Source organism: Bacteroides sp. AM16-24 (genome assembly GCF_003471885.1).
Classification (GTDB): Bacteria; Bacteroidota; Bacteroidia; order Bacteroidales; family Bacteroidaceae; genus Bacteroides.
Genome location: NZ_QRKI01000015.1, coordinates 38,122 through 58,440, shown reverse-complemented (window position 1 = coordinate 58,440; position 20,319 = coordinate 38,122). Strand labels below are relative to the sequence as shown.

Sequence of the window (20,319 nt, the reverse complement as noted above, 5' to 3'; positions counted from 1 at the left end):
CTGCTATTTGACTTTATTAACAAAGTAGATTCTATCTATTTGTATCTTACTATGAGACAACTTGTTTCAACAGCCAAAGAGTTCTTTTGTTCAGAGAAGAGAACTCATCATTCCATAAAAAATATAATATTTCTCCCTCTTCATGAGAAAAATCCATAACTATTTGTTATCTTTATGCAACCAAAAGCTTTTATTCAAAGGATTTGGCATGAATAAACCTTATACATAAACCATTAAAGCAAAAGATTATGTTCAACTCATTCGGCAACATTCTCCGCCTTACCAGCTTTGGGGAGTCACATGGTAAAGGCATCGGAGGCGTCATAGATGGATTTCCCGCGGGCATCCGCATTGACATGGATTTCGTGCAAGCGGAACTGGACCGTCGTCGTCCCGGACAGTCTCTTATTACTACGGCCCGGAAAGAAGGCGATAAAGTAGAATTCCTTTCAGGTATCTTTGAAGGCAAATCAACAGGATGTCCCATTGGATTCATTGTGTGGAATGAGAATCAGCATTCCAGTGATTATGATAATATGAAGGAGGTATACCGTCCTTCGCATGCTGACTATACTTATAAGGTGAAATATGGCATCCGTGATTATCGTGGCGGCGGTCGCTCATCAGCACGCGAAACCATTTCGCGCGTAGTGGCAGGTGCCCTTGCCAAACAGGCACTCCGTCAACTGGGTGTGAAAATCACAGCATATACCTCACAGGTAGGACCAATCCGTCTGGAAGAGAATTATACTGCTTATGATCTTGATTTAATAGAAACGAATCCAGTACGCTGTCCAGATCCGGTAAAGGCAAAAGAAATGGAGGAACTTATTTTCAAGACCAAAGGAGAAGGTGATACCATTGGCGGCGTAGTGACCTGTGTCATCAAAGGATGCCCCATCGGATTAGGCCAACCCGTATTCGGTAAGTTACATGCTGCTCTTGCTTCCGGTATGCTCAGCATCAATGCAGCTAAAGCATTTGAATACGGTGACGGATTTAAAGGTCTGAAACAAAAAGGCTCGGAGCAGAATGATGTATTCTTCAATAACTGCGGACGCATTGAAACGAAAACCAATCATTCCGGTGGTATCCAAGGCGGTATCAGTAACGGACAGGATATCTTCTTCCGGGTTGCCTTTAAACCGGTAGCTACTGTATTGATGGAGCAACATACAGTCAATATAGATGGCGTAGATACAACATTGAAAGCCCGCGGTCGTCATGATCCATGCGTTTTGCCACGCGCAGTGCCTATAGTAGAAGCTATGGCTGCCTTGACAATACTGGATTTTTATCTGATTGACCGTACTACACAGTTATAAGAATGATAAAGTGGTAAAGTGATAGGATGATAAAGTGACATCACCCTATCATCTTATCATTTTATCACCCTATCATCTTATCACCCTATCACCTTATCATATATATATTTATGAACGAAATACAGAAATACATCTCAGAGAATGAATCGAAGATGCTGGAAGACTTGTTCAGCCTCATCCGTATCCCAAGTATCAGTGCAAAACCTGAACATCATGACGACATGTTGGCTTGTGCAGAGCGCTGGGCACAACTATTGCTTGAAGCAGGTGCAGACGAAGCACTGGTAATGCCATCGAAAGGCAATCCGATTGTTTTCGGACAAAAGATAGTAGACCCGGCAGCAAAGACAGTTTTGGTATATGCACATTATGATGTAATGCCGGCAGAACCGTTGGAGCTATGGAAAAGCAATCCCTTTGAACCGGAAATCCGCGATGGGCACATTTGGGCTCGTGGTGCCGATGACGACAAAGGACAATCATTTATACAAGTAAAGGCATTCGAATATCTGGTGAAACATGGCATGCTTAAGAACAATGTCAAATTCATCTTTGAGGGTGAAGAGGAAATCGGTTCACCCAGTCTGGAAGCTTTCTGTGAGGAGCATAAAGAATTATTAAAAGCAGATATTATTCTGGTATCGGATACCAGTATGTTGGGTGCCGACCTGCCCTCACTGACTACAGGTCTTCGCGGACTGGCATACTGGGAAATTGAAGTAACCGGCCCTAACCGTGACTTACACTCAGGACATTTCGGAGGTGCCGTTGCCAATCCCATTAATGTATTATGTGGAATGATTGCCAAAGTAGTAGATGCCGATGGACGTATCATAGTGCCCGGTTTCTACGATGATGTAGAAGAAGTTCCACAGGCGGAACGTGACATGATCACCCATATTCCTTTCGATGAAGAAAAATATAAGGCAGCCATTGGCGTAAAAGAGCTATCCGGAGAAAAAGGATACAGCACTCTGGAGCGTAACAGTTGCCGTCCCTCTTTCGACGTTTGTGGCATTTGGGGCGGATATACCGGCGAAGGTTCCAAGACAGTACTTCCCTCAAAAGCCACAGCCAAAGTTTCTTGTCGCCTGGTTCCCCATCAGGATCATCACAAGATTTCCCAAATGTTTGCAGATTATATCCTAAGCATCGCTCCGGATACCGTACAGGTAAAAGTGACACCCATGCATGGAGGACAGGGCTATGTATGCCCAATTAGCCTTCCAGCCTATCAGGCTGCCGAGAAAGGTTTTGAAAAAGCATTCGGAAAGAAACCACTTGCAGTACGCCGGGGAGGAAGTATTCCTATCATCTCCACATTCGAGCAAGTACTTGGAATCAAGACTGTACTTATGGGATTCGGACTGGAATCAAATGCTATCCATTCACCAAATGAGAACTTTCCATTGGATATTTTCCGAAAAGGAATCGAAGCAGTCGTTGAATTCCATTTAAGGTATTAGCTACGAGTTACAAGCTGCGAGCTACAAGTTACAAGTTACGAGTACTGCGCTATCGTTACTGCATAGTACTTGTAGCTTGTAACTCGTAGCTTGTAACTCATTGATACGTGGTTCGCAACACTTTAAATTCTGTGCGACGATTAATAGCATTACAAATCTCCTGCTGTTCCAGTGGGAGATTTTTTATAAACTCCTCTGTCAATACATCTCCCACCTTCAAAAAAGGTGCAGATTTCAGAGTAAAATTAGTTACTGTCTTAGGCTGTTGCTCCCCATGCCCTTTCGGCGTGAGACGTTGCGAATCAATGCCTCCTTTAATAAGATAGCGTACCACAGATTCTGCACGACGTTGCGAAAGGCGGAGATTATAATCATCATTCCCCTTATAATCGCAATGTGCGGAGAGTTCGATAGTAACATTCGGATTATTGTTCAATAATTGTATCAACTCATCCAAAGCTACAGTAGATTCCGAAGTCAGGTCAGCCCGGTCAAATTCATAAAAGATATTCTCTATCAGTACAGGACGAGTAATGGAAGATAAAGGAAACTCAAGTTCATAATGGCGATCCTCATTAACATCTTCCGTCATCAACTCCTCTTTGTCATTCAGATAACCACGACAAGAAGCAAGCAAGGCATAACGGCATCCTGGTGTAAGTTCCTGAGTAAAAGTTCCATCCTTCTTCACATTGATCTTCATATAAGTACCATCCTCTCCCACCAAAGTAACCAGCGCATCAGAAAGTACATCCCCCTCTTTATCATAAACCAGTCCTTTCAAGATATGATGTACCTCCGGAAGCTCAAAACTGTAAATGTGATCCCAGCCACGGGCATCTCCCCGGTTAGAAGAGAAAAAACCCCGATTGGGCGCACCCGGCTCGAACGTCATACCAAAATCATCACTTTGTGAATTTACCGGAGATTTCATATTCTCAATACGCCAACGTCCCGTCAGGCTATCCGGCACAGCATGAAAGATATCCAGACCACCCATACCGGGATGTCCGGTGGAGGAGAAATACAGGGTACCATCCGGTGCAAAAGAGGGAAACATTTCATCACCGGAAGTATTAATTTCAGGCCCCAGATTATCGACATAACCGAAACCATCACGAGTCACGTTGATACGCCATAAATCCAGTCCGCCCTGTCCACCTGGCATATCAGATACGAAATATAGATAATCACCTGCAGGAGATAATGCAGGGTGGGCAACAGAAGAAAGGGTATCATTCAAGATTGCGCACTTCTGAGGACTCCCCCACTCTGCCCCGGCACGTTGAGAAACATATATCTCTGCATAAGCCGGTGCATTGGGCAATGTCCGGCAACGAGTGAAATACATCGTTTTACCATCTGCCGAAAAAGAACAAGCCCCTTCTTCGAATTCACTGTTTACTTCTGAAGCAAGCGGTTCAGGCTTTTGCCATTGCTTCTTTTCATTTCGTTTGGAGTGGAATATATCAGCACTTTTCATGCCGGTAATACCATTCAGATCGGCACCATTGGCCTCGTTACGGGTAGAAGTTAAATATAGGATATCAGGATCATTACCCGCATACATGGGAGAATAATCACTACGGCGGGAAACAAGAATAGGGATACGCTTTACAATATGACGGGTAGGATTTTTTTTCCACTCCTGTGCCAGCAGACAAGAAGCAATTCCTATATGCGCCAAGGAATCTTTACGCCCTTTTATATCAGACTGGTTCTGTGCATAAGCAAGATAATTCTCATAATAAGGTATGGCAGCAGCATATTCGCCATTCTTACGAAGCATCTCCGCCAGATAAAAATGAGAAAGAGTATCCGGATGGCGATAACGGACGGCATTCATATAGGCGGCTTTAGCCTTCAACGTGTAATTGATACGGCGGTAGCAGTCACCTTGTTTATAGGCAAGCACACCTCGTTGCGAACGATCTTTGGGAGGAGTGCGGGTATAGGCCGTTTTGTAATGGCGTGCAGCATCAAAGTATTCTCCACGGGCATAACTTTGCTCTGCCTGACGCAGGCTCCGACCCACTCCACAGGAAGTGAGAAATAAGATAGCACAAAGAAGAAATAAAAACAGTTTATATAATTTCATGCCTCACAAGTTATCGTTCATATAAACTGAAAAGTCGACTGATTATTGTATGACCATCATTTATTCAAATGGTTTACGGAAAGTACATCCGTTCTTCCACTCCGAGCAACCATAAGCTGTTTTCCCCTTGATTACGGTTCCTTTGCCACACAATGGGCAAGTTTGTCCCTCAATAGATTGTATTTGAGAAGTGCCAGCAGCATTTGTTTCCACAACCTTCTTGCGCGGTTTGCTTTGGCGTTTAGGCTTGGCAGCATCTTTCTCTTTTACCGCCTTTCCACCTTGCTTCTTACTAGCACCGGATGCTCCCTCCACCGCCTGCACAATAGTAATATGACGATTGCTATTATCCGAAAGTACACTCATCACAACCTCAGAAACCATCTGTTTCAATTCCTCAAGAAATTGTGCAGCATCATAGGTCTTTTTCTCAATCTCACGAAGTTTCTTTTCCCAAATACCCGTCAGTTCGGCAGATTTCAATAACTCTTCATGGATAATCTGGATAAGCTCGACTCCTGTAGGTGTAGCTATCAGGTTCTTCTTCTCTTTGCGGATATAATTACGTTTAAATAAAGTCTCAATAATAGCGGCACGCGTAGACGGACGACCGATTCCATTCTCTTTCAATGCATCCCTCAATTCATCGTTATCCACCAACTTACCCGCTGTTTCCATAGCACGCAGTAAAGTAGCTTCAGTATAAGGACGGGGAGGTTGTGTCCATTTCTCATATAAATCGGGTACATGAGGACCACTTTCACCTTTCACAAAAGCCGGCAATACATTTTCTTCATCTCCCGGATCTTTTTCTTCCTGTGACTGTGCACCCGGAGTTCCGAATATAACTCTCCAACCCGGTTCCAAAATCTGTTTTCCGGTAGTCTTGAATTCTATTTCTTCCACTACACCCAGTACGGTAGTAGTAGCGAACTTACAATCGGGATAGAATACAGCTATGAATCGACGGGCTATCAAGTCGAATACACGGCGCTCCATATCCGTCAAATTCTGCGGATATTGTCCGGTAGGAATAATGGCATGGTGATCCGTTACCTTTGAATTATCGAATACCTTCTTCGATTTCAATAAAGTGGTTCCATCCAAAGGGGTTGTAAATGTTGCATAATCACGCAAACCCTTCAAGATACCCGGACATTTCGGATAAATGTCATCACTCAGAAAGGTGGTATCTACACGAGGATAGGTAGCCACTTTCTTTTCATATAATGACTGGATGATTTTCAAGGTCTCATCGGCAGAATAAGCAAACTTCTTATTACATTCCACCTGTAAGGAAGTCAAGTCAAACAAACGGGGGGGAGCTTCTTTTCCTTCCTTCTTGGTTACATCCGTAATCATAAAAGGAGAATTCCTGATCTGTTCCAGCAGTGCCATACCCTGTTCCTGGTTGGCAATAGGATCAATACCTCTATTCTCTTCTTCCTTTTTGGGTTTCTTCCCGGCAGCAATTGCCTCCTTGTTCTTTTCAGCTTCCAGAACCAATTCTTCTTCGCTCTTCCTGATGATAGCAGAGAATATCGTATCCCGATACACTGTCTTCAATTCCCAATATTGCTTGGGCACAAAGTTCTCTATTTCCAACTGTCGGTTTACAATCAGTGCCAATGTAGGTGTCTGCACACGACCAATAGAAAGTACCTGCTTATTCTGCCCATACTTCATAGTATAAAGACGTGTGGCATTCATTCCCAATAACCAGTCGCCTATTGCGCGACTTAATCCTGCCTCATAAAGCGGTTGGAACTCTTTCTGATCTTTCAATTTGGCAAAACCCTCCCGAATGGCTTCTTCCGTCAAGGATGAAATCCACAGACGCTTTACCGGACAACGTGCACCGGCTTTCTGCATCACCCAACGCTGAATTAACTCTCCTTCCTGCCCGGCATCACCACAGTTTATGATCATGTCGGCTTTCTGCATAAGAGTCTCTATCGTATGGAATTGCTTTTCATAAGTAGGGTTACTGATCAGTTTTATTCCGAAACGCGGTGGTATCATAGGCAAGCTTCCCAAGCTCCATGATTTCCAGTTCGGGGTATATTCGTGCGGTTCCTTGAGTGTACAGAGGTGACCGAATGTCCAGGTCACCTGGTATCCGTTTCCTTCGATATAGCCGTCTCTTCTATCTTTCGCTCCTAATACATCAGCTATGTCACGCGCCACAGAGGGCTTTTCGGCAATACAAACTATCATTCATTATTCTTTTAGCGGAGCAAAGGTACAAAAAAGAGAAGAATGATAAAAGAATTGGCATTGAGATATTCTTTATCTTCCAATATAAGACCATATCACATTTTTAAAGTAACAAAATAAGAGAATCAGACTCCATAAGCCCCATTCGCCTCACTTTCAACAAAACCCAAAGAGCTTTCAACAAAATTAGAATCAATATACCCAGAAATCTAAAATCATTAAACAAATCCAAATGAGAAATACCTTTTTTATGCATATTTTTACAAATAAAAATTCAGCATCTTATTACATTAAGAAATAAAATTATGAGGAAAATGTCATATCAATTACTTATTTCCACTGCACGTTCTGCACATGTTTTATTTTCAGCCTATCTATTGGTCTTTCCCCGATTATTTATATCTTTGTTTCACAATGTTTCTCTATAAATTTAATTATGACAAGACTTTGCGTATACCTCATTTTCTTTTTCTCAGCATTTCCAATATATGCTCAGTTCTCAAACACAATAAACTTTGTCCACATTGGACTTGAGCAAGGATTATCACAAAGTACGATACTTGACATTGTACAAGATGATCGAGGAAATATGTGGTTTGCCACCTACGATGGTCTAAACAAATATGACGGATATACTTTTACCGTATATCAGCACAATGAGAATTATACAGCCAGCATATCAGGAGATATTATACGAACTCTCAAAATAGATAGTCAAAAAAGGCTTTGGGCGGGAACCGAAGAAGGACTTTCGCTCTATGCTTCGGGCAGAGATCATTTTGTGAACTTCTATCCAATTAAAGATGAACATATACCGATTATTGATATTGAAGAAATTAATTCAGAAGAACTTCTTATATGTACAGAAAAAGGGATATTTCTTTTTAACACAGAAAGTCATACATTCAGCGTTGATAAACTTCCAACATCTTTAGTATCACTTTCCGCCACATGTCTCAAAAGAGAAGGAGATAATGTCTACATCGGTACCCCACGACAAGGTGTATTTATTTACTCCATATCCGGCAACACATTAAAATCTTTTCCTATTCCACAACTAAGAGGAACGGAAATATTAGCTATTTTGCAACAATCTTCTACTCGTCTATGGGTAGCAACAGAAGGTAAAGGACTTTTCCGCATCAATCCACAGACATTAGCAACCAACATATATCGTAAAAGAGGAGAACATCAACTCAGTTCTGATTATGTACGTGTACTTGCCACTGATCAGCAGAATCAATTATGGGTAGGAACTTTTACCGCGCTCAATATTTACAACGAAGAAAAAGATACTTTCACCACCTATGACCGAGATCTGCAAAAACAAACAAGTTTATCACAAACCTCCGTTCGAAGTATCTTTATGGACTCTCAGGGAGGCATGTGGGTTGGCACTTACTTTGGAGGTCTGAACTACTATCACCCTCTCAAAAGTTGTTTCCAAAACATACGATATATGTCTGAACGGAACTCGCTAAACGATAATGTAATCACATGCATCATAGAAGATAAACAAAAAGGGCTATGGATAGGTACTAACGGCGGAGGAGTGAACCACTACAACAAAGAAACAAACACCTTTACCCATTACACTCAAAAAGAAGGATTAGGATCAAATGATATAAAAACAATCTATATAGACGAAACTAAAAATTTAGTTTATATTGGTACACATGCCGGAGGGATTAGTATCCTGCACCGCCATTCCAAACGCATTGAAACGTACAATTCCAATATAAAACACGCATATTCCATAGTGCCAGCCAACAACGGAGACCTTTGGATAAGTACACTTGATTCTATTGTACGCTTTAATCCACATAAGAAGAGATTCATAACTTATGCCACTGACCAAGACAAAAAGGCAATAAAGACGAATCATATTACTACTATTTTCCGCGACAGTGAACAGCGCTTGTGGCTCTGCGGTGAAAAAGGGATTAGTACCTATATTGAAATCGGAGACGAGCTAAAGAGTATTTTATTATTGCCTGAAGGTTCTTCGGTCAATCATAATTTTATCAACAGTATATACGAATCTCACAATGGTCTTTTTTGGATAAGTACCCGAAGTGGTCTATACCGTTATGATATAAATAAGAAAGAATTCAAGCAATACACTACAGCCAACGGACTTCCCAACAATATAGTGCACGGGGTTCTGGAAGACTCTTATGGAGAACTCTGGATAAGTACTAACAAAGGATTGAGTCGCTTCCAACCGCAAACAGAAAAAATCAGGAATTATACAGATAACGACGGATTGCAGAGTAACCAATTCACTAATAATTCTTTCTGCCATACTGAAAATGGAGAAATGTATTTCGGAGGAATTAACGGTATTACTACTTTTCATCCAGATCAATTAATGGATAACCCCTATACTCCACCGGTTGTCATCAAGCGATTACGACTTTTCAATAAAACAGTCCTTCCCGGTGACGATTCCGGTATACTACAAAAAAATATCAATATCACGGAAAGCATTACATTAACAGCTGCCCAATCAGTGTTTTCGCTGGAATTCGTTGTTTCAAATTATATTTCCGGCAATCATAACACATTTGCATACAAATTGGATGGATACGATAAAGAATGGTATTACTCAGATATTTTGCGTACAGCCTCCTACTCAAATCTGCCACACGGCACTTATCGCTTTCTTGTCAAAGCGTCCAACAACAACGGAAAATGGAATGAGAAACCAACCGAACTGGAAATTATAATTCTACCTGTATGGTATAAAACATGGTGGGCTATCTTACTATTGGGATTTGTTCTTATAATGATTTTCACTTTCATCTTTCGATATTTCTGGATGCGAAAAAATATGAAGATGCAACTCCAAATGGAACGCATGGACAAAGAGAAACAAAAGGAAGTAAACGAAATGAAGCTACGTTTCTTTATCAACATCTCACACGAGTTACGTACTCCACTCACCCTAATCCTTGCTCCTCTACAAGAAATTATGGATAAGGTGAGCGACCGCTGGATACATAAACAGCTAGAACATATACAACGAAACACGAATCGATTGCTGCACCTAGTAAACCAACTAATGGATTACCGACGTGCTGAATTAGGCGTATTTAACCTTAAAGTTAAATACAATATTATTCACCAAACTATTGAAGAGAGTTTTCTCTTTTACCAGAAAATGGCTCAATATAAAAAAATAGACTATAACTTCTACTCTGAAGTAGAAGGACAAAACATCCTCTGTGACCCCAGCTATCTGGAATTGATAACCAACAATCTGCTTTCCAATGCTTTTAAATACACTGGGGAAGGAAAAAGCATCATTATAACACTGAAAGAGGAGAATGATATGTTATTACTTCAGGTGAAAGACACTGGAAGTGGTATACCTAACGACAAACAAGAACGAATTTTTGAACGTTTCTACCAAGTAGATAACGAACATCTGGGCAGCGGTATTGGCTTATCCTTAGTACAGCGATTAGTAGATTTGCATCATGGAAGGATTGAACTGGAAAGCCAAGAGGGTGTTGGGAGTGTCTTTTCTGTATTTTTACCAACAGACGAGTCTGTCTATAAACCTGAAGAAAAAGCCACAGAACAAGAAACTGAAGTTCATACAACCAACAATCAAGATATGTACATTACAGAGACAGGAGACATACAAGAAAAAGAAGACATAACTGAGACAAATAAAAATAATAAAGAAAGCATATTGATCGTGGAGGACAATATCGATATTCTACAATACTTGAGCGACGAGTTAGGTAAAAATTACCAAATCCTAAAAGCTCAAAATGGAGAAGAAGCAATAGCTATAATAAAAGAACAAGAAGTAGACCTTGTTTTGACCGATATAATGATGCCCGTCATGGATGGAATACAACTATGTAAACTCATTAAACAAAATTTGCGCACTTGCCATATCCTCGTCATTATTCTTTCTGCTAAGACTGATTTTAAAGAGCAATTGGAAGGTTTACAAGTAGGAGCAGATGACTATATCCCCAAACCGTTTTCGTTAGTTATGATTACGACTAAAATAAAGAATTTATTCCGAACACGGCACCGCGCTATAGAATATTACTCCAAATCTTTAGAAATCGAGCCCGAAAAAATAGCACTCAACCCATTAGACGAAGATTTATTAAAAAAGGCGGTTGAAGTTATGGAAAAGCACATGGATGATGCCGAATTTACAACAGACGAATTCGCCCGTGAGATGTGTATGAGTCGTTCCAACCTTCACCTTAAAATGAAGGCATTGACTGGTGAATCGACCAATGAATTTATTCGCAAGATGCGATTCAATTATGCTTGCAAATTGCTAAAAGAAGGGAAATATACAGTGTCTGAAATTAGTAGCATGGTTGGTTACGTACCTTCCTACTTTGCTACAAGTTTCAAGAAATATTTTGGTTGCCTGCCATCAGAATATGGAAAAAACGGCAAAAGCAATCATAGCCAAACCTAAAAAAGAAATTGAAAATCCACTTCATATTTCCACTTAAATAGCCTGTAAACAGGCTATTTAAGTATATATTACACAAAAACGAAAGCTACTTCAACAAAAATAAAAGCATTCTATACAATACCTCAAGTCGTTTCTACAAGAGCAAAGCGAATATAAAAAAACAACCCCTACCTTTACATCAAACAAAAAAGCAGGAATAATGAAAAACATTAATAATAACTCCATTTAAACGAGACAATGAAAAAACTATTAACCTTATTAACCGGGATCAGTTTATCACTTATTGTGAATGGTCAAAACAATTTGGTCACTAAAGAGCAAACTTTTATTCACGAAACCTCCAAAGAATACGAATGGCCCACAGATCCATCCGTATTAGAGAAGATAGAAAAGTGGCAAGATGCAAAATTTGGCATTATGTTTCATTGGGGAATATATTCAGTTCCCGGCATTGCAGAATCATGGGCATTGTGTTCAGAAGACCGATGGTTTACAGATCGTCGCAGAGAAGCACTTCCGGGAAGTACCTATTGTGAATTTAAGAAATGGTATTGGGGATTATCCGAATCCTTCAAACCAAGCCGTTTTGAGCCAACCGAATGGGCTACATTTATGAAGAAAGTAGGATTCAGATATCTGATATTCACTACCAAACATCATGACGGTTTCTGTATGTTCGACTCCAAATATACAGATTATACCGTTACCAAAGGGCCGTATAAGAAAGGAAAATACAGCAATATTACCTACCATGTCTTTGAAGCTTTTCGCAAATCAGACTTCATGATTGGAGCTTATTTCTCAAAACCGGACTGGCACAATGAAAATTATTGGGATCCGTTTTTTGCAACCCCTACGCGCAATCCCAATTACGACCTTAAGAAATACCCTGAAAAATGGGCTAAATATCAAGAATATACTGCCAATCAGATTGATGAGTTAATGTCTGACTACGGTAAAATCGATATTCTTTGGCTAGACGGCGGATGGGTAAGAAAACCTCAACAAGATATTAAGTTAGATGAAATAATACAGAATGCCCGCAAAAAACAACCCGGATTAATTACTGTTGACAGAACCATTCCCGGTAGAAATGAGAATTACCAAACTCCAGAACAAGCAATTCCGCAAGAACAGCAGAATTTCCCATGGGAAAGTTGCATAACATTCAGTAATACCTGGGGATGGAATCCTAATCCAAAATACAAAACTTCAGAATGGGTAATAAACACTCTGGCAGAAGTGGTTGCCAAAGGGGGATGCCTTCTATTGAATGTAGGTCCTGATGGAGAAGGCAATATCGATGACATCGTATACCAACGCTTAGAAAAAGTTGGCGAATGGCTCCATAAGAATGGTACAGCCATCTATGATACACGTACAACACCTAACTATCATTTCGGGAACACCTGGTTTACAGCCAATAAAAACGGAAAAACGTTATATGCAATTTACGCACTCCCTGAAAATGAAAAACTCCCCGCATACATCGAATGGGAAGGCAATATCCCCACCGGTAAAATCACGCTGCTGCAAAACGGAAAGCAGATGAAATATACCTGTAGAAACGGAAAAACAAGAATCACTCTACCCAAAGGAATAAAAGAAGAATCCTTGGTTTTCCGTTTCAATAAGGCACAATAAGAAATAACACTAATTTCTAATACATAAACTAACACTAAAAAAATTATGAACAAGAGAAAATTTTACACAAAACGAATGCTCATGCTTTCGTTACTAACTTGCGCTTGTTGCCTCCCAGGACAAACTAAGGCAAATGATGTGTCAGCAGCATTAACAGAGCGGAACTCTATTGAGAATATCTTGCAAAACAGAAGAATCTCAGGTGTTGTAAAAGACAGTCAAGGCCCTATAACCGGTGCCAATGTTTCTATCAAAGGGACGACAATTGGAGCTATTACCGACATAAATGGCAAATTTAGTTTTGATGCACCTCAAAAAGGAGTTCTCGTCATTTCATTCATCGGATATATTACACAAGAAATATCTGTAGAAGGGAAAAATGAAATCTCTGTCATTTTAAAAGAAGATACAGAAATACTGGATGAGGTAGTCGTAACAGGATATATTGCACAGAAGAAGGTGAACTTAACCGGTGCCATATCTTCCGTTAATGGTGAAGAATTGACTAAAATCACAGCAACCAGTTCCGCACAAGCATTACAAGGGAAACTACCAGGTGTACAAATCACAGCAGGAGATGGTGCTCCCGGATCTGCATCCAACATCCAAGTGCGAGGTATAGGCTCAGTCATGTCAGGAACACAACCATTGGTTATCGTTGATGGCTTTGAGGGAACATTAGACAACATTGCCATGAGGGATATCGAAACCATTTCCGTACTGAAAGATGCGGCATCAGCAGCTATTTACGGTTCAAAAGCCGCCAATGGCGTTATCCTCATCACCACTAAAAGGGGGAAAACAGGAGCTATGCAGGTAGAAGTTTCCGCTGAATATGGATGGCAAAGCGTTTCTCACATGCCAGATGTGCTGAATGCTACAGAAATGGCAATAAAACAGAACGAAGAAGCCGCATGGAGCAATCAGACTCTGCCCTGGAGTGGCAATCATGCGCCTGAGACCCTCGGCAAAGGATTCAACTGGTGGGATTATGCTTATAAGAATGATGCTCCCATACAAAACTACTATCTTTCCATGAAAGGCGGTACCGAGAAGGCAAAATATGCTATTTCAGCCGGATATATCAAGCAAGAAGGGGTCATCCACCTGACAGATTATGACCGTTTTAATTTCCGTTCAAATTTTGATTATGCCTTCAACAAGAAATTTAAAATAGGAGTCAATATAGAAGCCAGTATCGCCAATACTGATAGCCGTGAGGATATCTATCATTATTCTAAAAACGCTTTACTCATGCATCCAAGCGTTCCACAATATATGCCTGATGGTTCATACGGACTTCCACTTCGTAGTCTCTCCGGACAGTATGATGCAGGGCAGGCTATGCCTTTGTCCATGATGTACCTCAGCGACCCAAACTACGTAAGACTGATTGAAGGTAACACCTTTACCACTCGAGCAAACTTTTTCCTGGAATGGGAAATCCTCAAAGGACTGAAATTTAAATCTGTTTATAATCAACAGTATATATGGAGCAAAAAGAACTATTGGAAATCCAGTTATACAGTGTATGATTATGAAACTCCTGAAAGCATTTATGACACAGAAGCTAATGCTGAAGCTATCAGCAACTATTCAGATAGTCAGAAATGGGAGATACAAGAGTTGTTTACTTACAACAGAATATTTGCAAAAAAGCATACTTTAGGAGTACTTGCCGGATTTACAGCGGAGAAAGCTAAATCAGGGAATCTTTCCGGTAAGAAAACAGGCTTTCCCGGTAATGAGTTGCGTGTAATTGATGCAGGTAACACCATTGATTATTTAAATGGCAGTATGGCAGAAAATTCCGTAGTTTCTCTTTTCGGACAAGTGAATTATGACTATATGGGTAAATATCTCTTCCAGGCCAATATCCGAAGAGATGGTTCGTCAGTATTTGCACCGGGCAACCAATGGGGTACATTCCCTTCTGTATCAATCGGGTGGCGCATCAGTGAGGAAGAGTTCATGAAAAAGATTTCCTGGCTGAACAATTTAAAGCTAAGAATAGGCTATGGTACTTTGGGAAATGCCAATATCAAGTCATTTGCATGGGTAAGTAGTTACAAACTGACCGACCGTTATCCTTTAGGAGCCCCTAATGCGATATATCCGGCTTATTACCAGACAGACATGAGCAATAAGGATATCAAATGGGAAAGTACTACCACTACCAATGTAGGTATTGATGCAACAGTATTGGACAACAGGCTGAATTTTACATTTGACTGGTATGACAAACGTACAAATGATATGTTGTTTACCGCTACCATTCCTTATTCTACAGGATATTTAAATGGCCCCGTCATTAATGTCGGTGAGGTGATGAATCGCGGATGGGAAATCAGTGCAAGTTGGAACGACAATATTAAAAAATTCCATTATGGCATATCCATCAACCTTGCACACAATAAAAATGAAGTGACAAATATGGGAGGGGTAGCTCCATTCCAAATAGAAAATGACCTTTGGATTAAAGAAGGATATCCTATCAATTCTTATTTTGGCTATAAGACAATAGGCATTTATCAAAACTGGGATGAAGTCAATAACAGCGTAAAACCGAATGGTGACATTCGTCCGGGTAACTATATCATCCAAAATACCAACGGAGATGACAAAATAGATACAGAAGATAAAACCTTCCTTGGTAGCCGTGACCCCAAATTAGTATATGGAATTAATCTAACGGCAGAATGGCAAGGTATCGACCTTTCTATAGCCACGAGTGGAGAATCAAAAAAATGTCTCTACTATGATAACAGCTATGGCGGAATAAGCCCCAGGTTCTGCAATATTTATAAAGAATATTTCGACAATCGTACTATTGTTGGCGAAGATGGCAATGTAACTGTTTCCGGTAAATATCCTGCAATGGCAGGGCTCGGTACCAATGCCCCGGAAGGTCATAAAAAGGTAATGCAGAATACCAGTTTCTTCCGTATAAAGAATATTCAGATAGGTTATACTTTACCCCAAAGTTTCACACAGAAGATGAGGATTAGTAACCTGCGCATTTTCTTCAATGCGGTAAACCCCTTCTTGTTTACAAAATACGTAGGATTCGACCCGGAAACCACCAGTACCCAACAGGATGGCACTGTGAGATACTATCCGGTAAGTAAATCTGTATCAATGGGACTTTCATTGAAATTTTAATGTAAATCATCTCCAAACATAAAACATAGAGAAATATGAAAAAGATATATTTAATAATAGGGATAATAACAAGTATGCTCTTGTCTTCTTGCGAAGACTTCCTGACAACTTATCCTCAGAATCAATTGACTGCAGGAACGTTCTTCAAAACTGACGATGATTTTGCAGCAGCAGCCAATGGTATGTATTCGGTCATGACCGGATATCCCTCAGAATTCTTTCCGATGATTGATGGAATTACTCCTTTTGCAGGAGAAACGGCAACCAGTCGTTGCGGTGTATTCAATCCATACAACGGACGTCTCCCGATGGTTTCTTCCAGCCTGGATTTCACCCGCCAATGTTGGCAGAATATGTACAAAGGAATCGCATGCGCCAATAATATTCTCACTAATACGGAAAAGCCCGCTAACGTTAGCCAGCAGGTGTTCGACAGAACATTGGGAGAAGCTTACTTTATACGTGGATATGCTTATTTCACCTTGGTTACTCTATTTGGAGATATACCCCTATTCACAGAACCGCAGGTTAGTTATGACCAAGTTTTAAAGCCCAGAACTCCAAAGTCAGAAGTCATCACTCAGATTATTGCAGATTTTGAGAAGGCAAAACAATTGCTGCCCTCTGTTAAAGAATATCGTGGCACAGCCAACCTGGGACGTGCTTCAAAAGGTGCCGCCCAAGCATTTTTAGGGAAAGTGTACGTATATGAAGAAAGATGGACAGACGCAAAAAAGGAATTTGCAGCATTGGTTGATGTGCAGGATGCTGATTATGACTTAACTCCTCACTATTATGATCAATTCTGGCCAGACGGTGAAAATGGAATAGAATCCATTTATGAAATTCAATATGATCCATCCCGCCCCACTGCCACGGGACAATATGCCATGAACCGCTTCATGGACTTTATAAATCCGCCCGCCGAAGCGAATATGAATTTCAAAGGAGGATTTGGTTATCTGGAACCAACTGAATACTACTGTGACTTATTTGAGACTCTTAATGGGTATAAAGTAGCCAGCACATATATTGACCGTACAGATGCGACTCCCGGTCCTGTATTCAATTACAACTATGAGTCAAAGGATCCGCAATTTAATGCCACTGCACCTTACGAAATCAGAGATCCCCGTTTGAAATATACAGTTTGGTATGAGGATTCACCTGCCGTTGAAGAGTTTATACAGAAGACAGGGCAAGACAATGCAAACTTCAAGAGCAGATATTCTAAAACCAGCAATCATTGCGTAGTAAAATACATCGTTGGGAAACTCGGAGGAAAAAGTGGCTACAGCCCAATGAATATGATTGTGATGCGCTATGCAGACGTCCTTTTACTATATGCAGAAACTTGTATTCATGAAAATGATTTGCCCAAAGCCGTTTCATTAATCAATAGAGTAAGAAATAGAGTCAATATGCCTTCTGTTGAACAAATCGGTACTATTCAAGGCGTAGATATTGCCGGTAATAAAGAAAATCTAATGAAATATCTGCAACAAGAACGTTTCCGTGAGTTAGGTTTCGAGTGGGGACACATGATGTTTGATATGGCACGTTGGGATATTCTGGTTAGTGAACTGAAGGATTACTGGACACAAGGGCGTGATGGTTGGCCAGCATTTTCCAGTACAGCACTTCAATTTACAAAAGATTGTTACTTATTCCCGATTCCGGAGCAAGAAATGACTTCTAACCCGCTATTGAAACAGAATCCGGGCTATTAAGTAACGTTTAAAAAATAAAGTGGTATAACAGGCTTTATTATTTCTCCAATAGGAAAAATATTTTTTCCCAATAGGAGAAAAATAAGCTAATCCTTTTTGATGCTTTTATGAAAATCTATGAGAGGAATACTTTGCAGTATTATACTCAATTTATTCCTCTCTCTCTTTCATCTCATAAGAAAATAGGTATATTCATTATAAATACTAACTTCATATATAAATATGAAAAAGCTGCCAACAATAATACTCTGCTTTTATCTATGTCTTTTTACTAATACGGTATGGGCACAATCATTGAACGAAGATGCATTTACTTTGCTGGATTTAAACTACCCGGGATTGGAAGAGGTAAACCGACTATATCATGAAGGGAACGAGGAAGATGCTGCAAAAGCTCTTCTAAAATATTATCAGAATCGCAAAAGCATAATTAATCCTACCATTAACCTCGATAGTATTAGCATCAGCAAACAAGAGCAAGAATGGGCAGACGAAGCATTGGAACATACATTTTATGTACATGATGGTTACCGGCCCTTCAATTATGGGAAAGACATCAATTGGCAATACTGGCCGGTGAAAGATAATGAACTGCGCTGGCAATTGCACCGCCATAAGTGGTTTATTCCCATGGGAAAAGCATATTATTTAAGTAAAGACGAAAAATATGCCAAAGAATGGGTCTATCAATATAGAGACTGGGTTCGAAAGAATCCCTTACTCGAAATTGATGCACAAGAGTATGAGATACTGAGCCATAGTAAAACCAAAGATGTGGCAGAGAATGTGCGATTTGCCTGGCGTCCATTAGAGACAAGCCACCGTCTGGCAGACCAAATCAATCAATTTACACTCTTTCTTTCATCACCTTCATTTACGGCGGACTTTCTGACGGAGTTTCTCGTGAACTACCGGCGTCACGCCTTTCATGTGCTTCATAACTATTCAGCGGAAGGAAACCATCTATTATTCGAAGCGCAACGCATGATTTATGCAGGTGTCTTCTTCCCCGAATTTAAAGAAGCTGTTTCATGGAGAGAAAGTGGTATCAAGATTCTGAATAGGGAAATAGAAAAACAAGTATATGAGGATGGAGGTCAGTATGAGCTAGACTTGGGCTACCATGCCGCTTGTGCCGATATATTTCAAAAAGCATTGTTCATGGCAGAGTCCAATGGATTTCACAATGAATTTCCACAATCATATATCAAGACTGTAGAGAATATGATTGTATTTTTTCTGAATCTTAATTTCCCTGATTATACGTACCCGTGCTTCAGCGATGCCAGCCGGAAAAACACACGGGACAGATTCCGGAATTGGACTAAATTATTCCCTGACAATGAACAAATACGCTATTTTGCTACACTGGGGAAGGAAGGCAAAGCACCGGATAATTTATCGAAAGGCTTCCTAACGTCCGGTTTCTTTACATTTCGTAACGGGTGGAATAAAGATGCCACAATAATGATGATAAAAGCCGGTCCAAAGGGAGAATGGCATTGTCAACCCGATAATGGCACTTTCGAACTGTGGTTTAACGGCAAGAACCTGTTTCCGGATTCAGGCTCATACGTATATGGCGGTGACAAAGAAGTAGCGAAACTCCGTAATTGGTTCCGACAGACAGCCGTACATAACACACTGACGTTAAACAACAAGGATTTAGAGACTACGCAGTCCGTAACCAAGCAGTGGAAAGCAGATGGTGATATACAAGTACTGGTAACAGAGAATCCAAGCTATAAGGAACTTAAGCATCGTCGTTTCATCTTTTTTATAGATGCTTCTTACTTCGTTATTGTAGATGAGGCTATAGGCACAGCGCAAGGAACCATAAATCTGCACTATCAACTCTGTGACGGAAAAGTAAACATTGATTCTCAAAATAAAAAATTAGCTACCGCCTACGAGGGCAATAGCAATGTAGTGTTGCAGTGCTTCGCAAATAAAGAAGTAAAGATGGAAGAGGAAGAAGGGTGGTATTCCACATCCTATCGCCATCGCACTAAGCGCCCTGCCTTTGCCTTTAATGTTGAAAAAACAAGTGAAGAAACAGTGAGTTATATAACTGTAATATATCCAGTCAAAGATATAAATAAGAAAGTTGATATTTCAGCTAAGTTTCAAGAAAAAACAAGAAACAGCGTAGAACTTGAAGTGAAAATAAATGGCAAAAAGAAAACACTGAAATGTCAGCTACAAGAGTGAAGGGTAA

9 protein-coding genes are annotated in these 20,319 nt (G+C 40.4%); 7 read left to right on the top strand and 2 right to left on the bottom strand.

What is annotated here, in order from left to right:
- The first annotated feature begins 248 nt into the window (after positions 1 to 248).
- Positions 249 to 1,325 carry a chorismate synthase gene (aroC, locus tag DW182_RS16415; protein WP_007659949.1) on the top strand — a complete coding sequence of 359 codons (1,077 nt, stop codon included), beginning with the start codon at positions 249 to 251 and terminating at the stop codon, positions 1,323 to 1,325.
- A gap of 110 nt (positions 1,326 to 1,435) precedes the next feature.
- On the top strand, positions 1,436 to 2,791 hold the full coding sequence (locus DW182_RS16410; protein WP_118296208.1) for a dipeptidase: 1,356 nt from the start codon (positions 1,436 to 1,438) through the stop codon (positions 2,789 to 2,791).
- 97 nt (positions 2,792 to 2,888) lie between these two features.
- Here the strand turns inward: DW182_RS16410 and DW182_RS16405 are convergent, their stop codons facing one another.
- Positions 2,889 to 4,889 carry an OmpA family protein gene (locus DW182_RS16405; protein WP_118296207.1) on the bottom strand — a complete coding sequence of 667 codons (2,001 nt, stop codon included), beginning with the start codon at positions 4,887 to 4,889 and terminating at the stop codon, positions 2,889 to 2,891.
- A 60-nt stretch (positions 4,890 to 4,949) separates the two neighbouring features.
- Complete coding sequence (locus tag DW182_RS16400) at positions 4,950 to 7,106, bottom strand: DNA topoisomerase 3 (protein WP_118296206.1); 2,157 nt, start codon at positions 7,104 to 7,106, stop codon at positions 4,950 to 4,952.
- A 436-nt stretch (positions 7,107 to 7,542) separates the two neighbouring features.
- Here DW182_RS16400 and DW182_RS16395 point away from each other — a divergent pair, with 436 nt between their 5' ends.
- The 5 genes from DW182_RS16395 to hepC all read left to right on the top strand — a co-directional run bounded on the left by DW182_RS16395 (position 7,543) and on the right by hepC (position 20,312).
- Complete coding sequence (locus DW182_RS16395; protein WP_118296205.1) at positions 7,543 to 11,565, top strand: hybrid sensor histidine kinase/response regulator transcription factor; 4,023 nt, start codon at positions 7,543 to 7,545, stop codon at positions 11,563 to 11,565.
- A 237-nt stretch (positions 11,566 to 11,802) separates the two neighbouring features.
- The gene (locus DW182_RS16390; protein WP_118296204.1) at positions 11,803 to 13,209 is read left to right on the top strand and encodes an alpha-L-fucosidase; all 1,407 of its coding nucleotides are present in this window, start codon (positions 11,803 to 11,805) and stop codon (positions 13,207 to 13,209) included.
- Positions 13,210 to 13,347: 138 nt separating this feature from the next.
- Positions 13,348 to 16,371 carry a TonB-dependent receptor gene (locus DW182_RS16385; protein ID WP_199678604.1) on the top strand — a complete coding sequence of 1,008 codons (3,024 nt, stop codon included), beginning with the start codon at positions 13,348 to 13,350 and terminating at the stop codon, positions 16,369 to 16,371.
- A gap of 35 nt (positions 16,372 to 16,406) precedes the next feature.
- A complete protein-coding gene (locus DW182_RS16380; protein ID WP_118296202.1) occupies positions 16,407 to 18,101 on the top strand; it encodes a RagB/SusD family nutrient uptake outer membrane protein in 1,695 nt (564 codons plus the stop codon).
- 222 nt (positions 18,102 to 18,323) lie between these two features.
- Complete coding sequence (hepC, locus tag DW182_RS16375) at positions 18,324 to 20,312, top strand: heparin-sulfate lyase HepC (RefSeq protein WP_118296201.1); 1,989 nt, start codon at positions 18,324 to 18,326, stop codon at positions 20,310 to 20,312.
- Positions 20,313 to 20,319 lie beyond the last annotated feature (7 nt).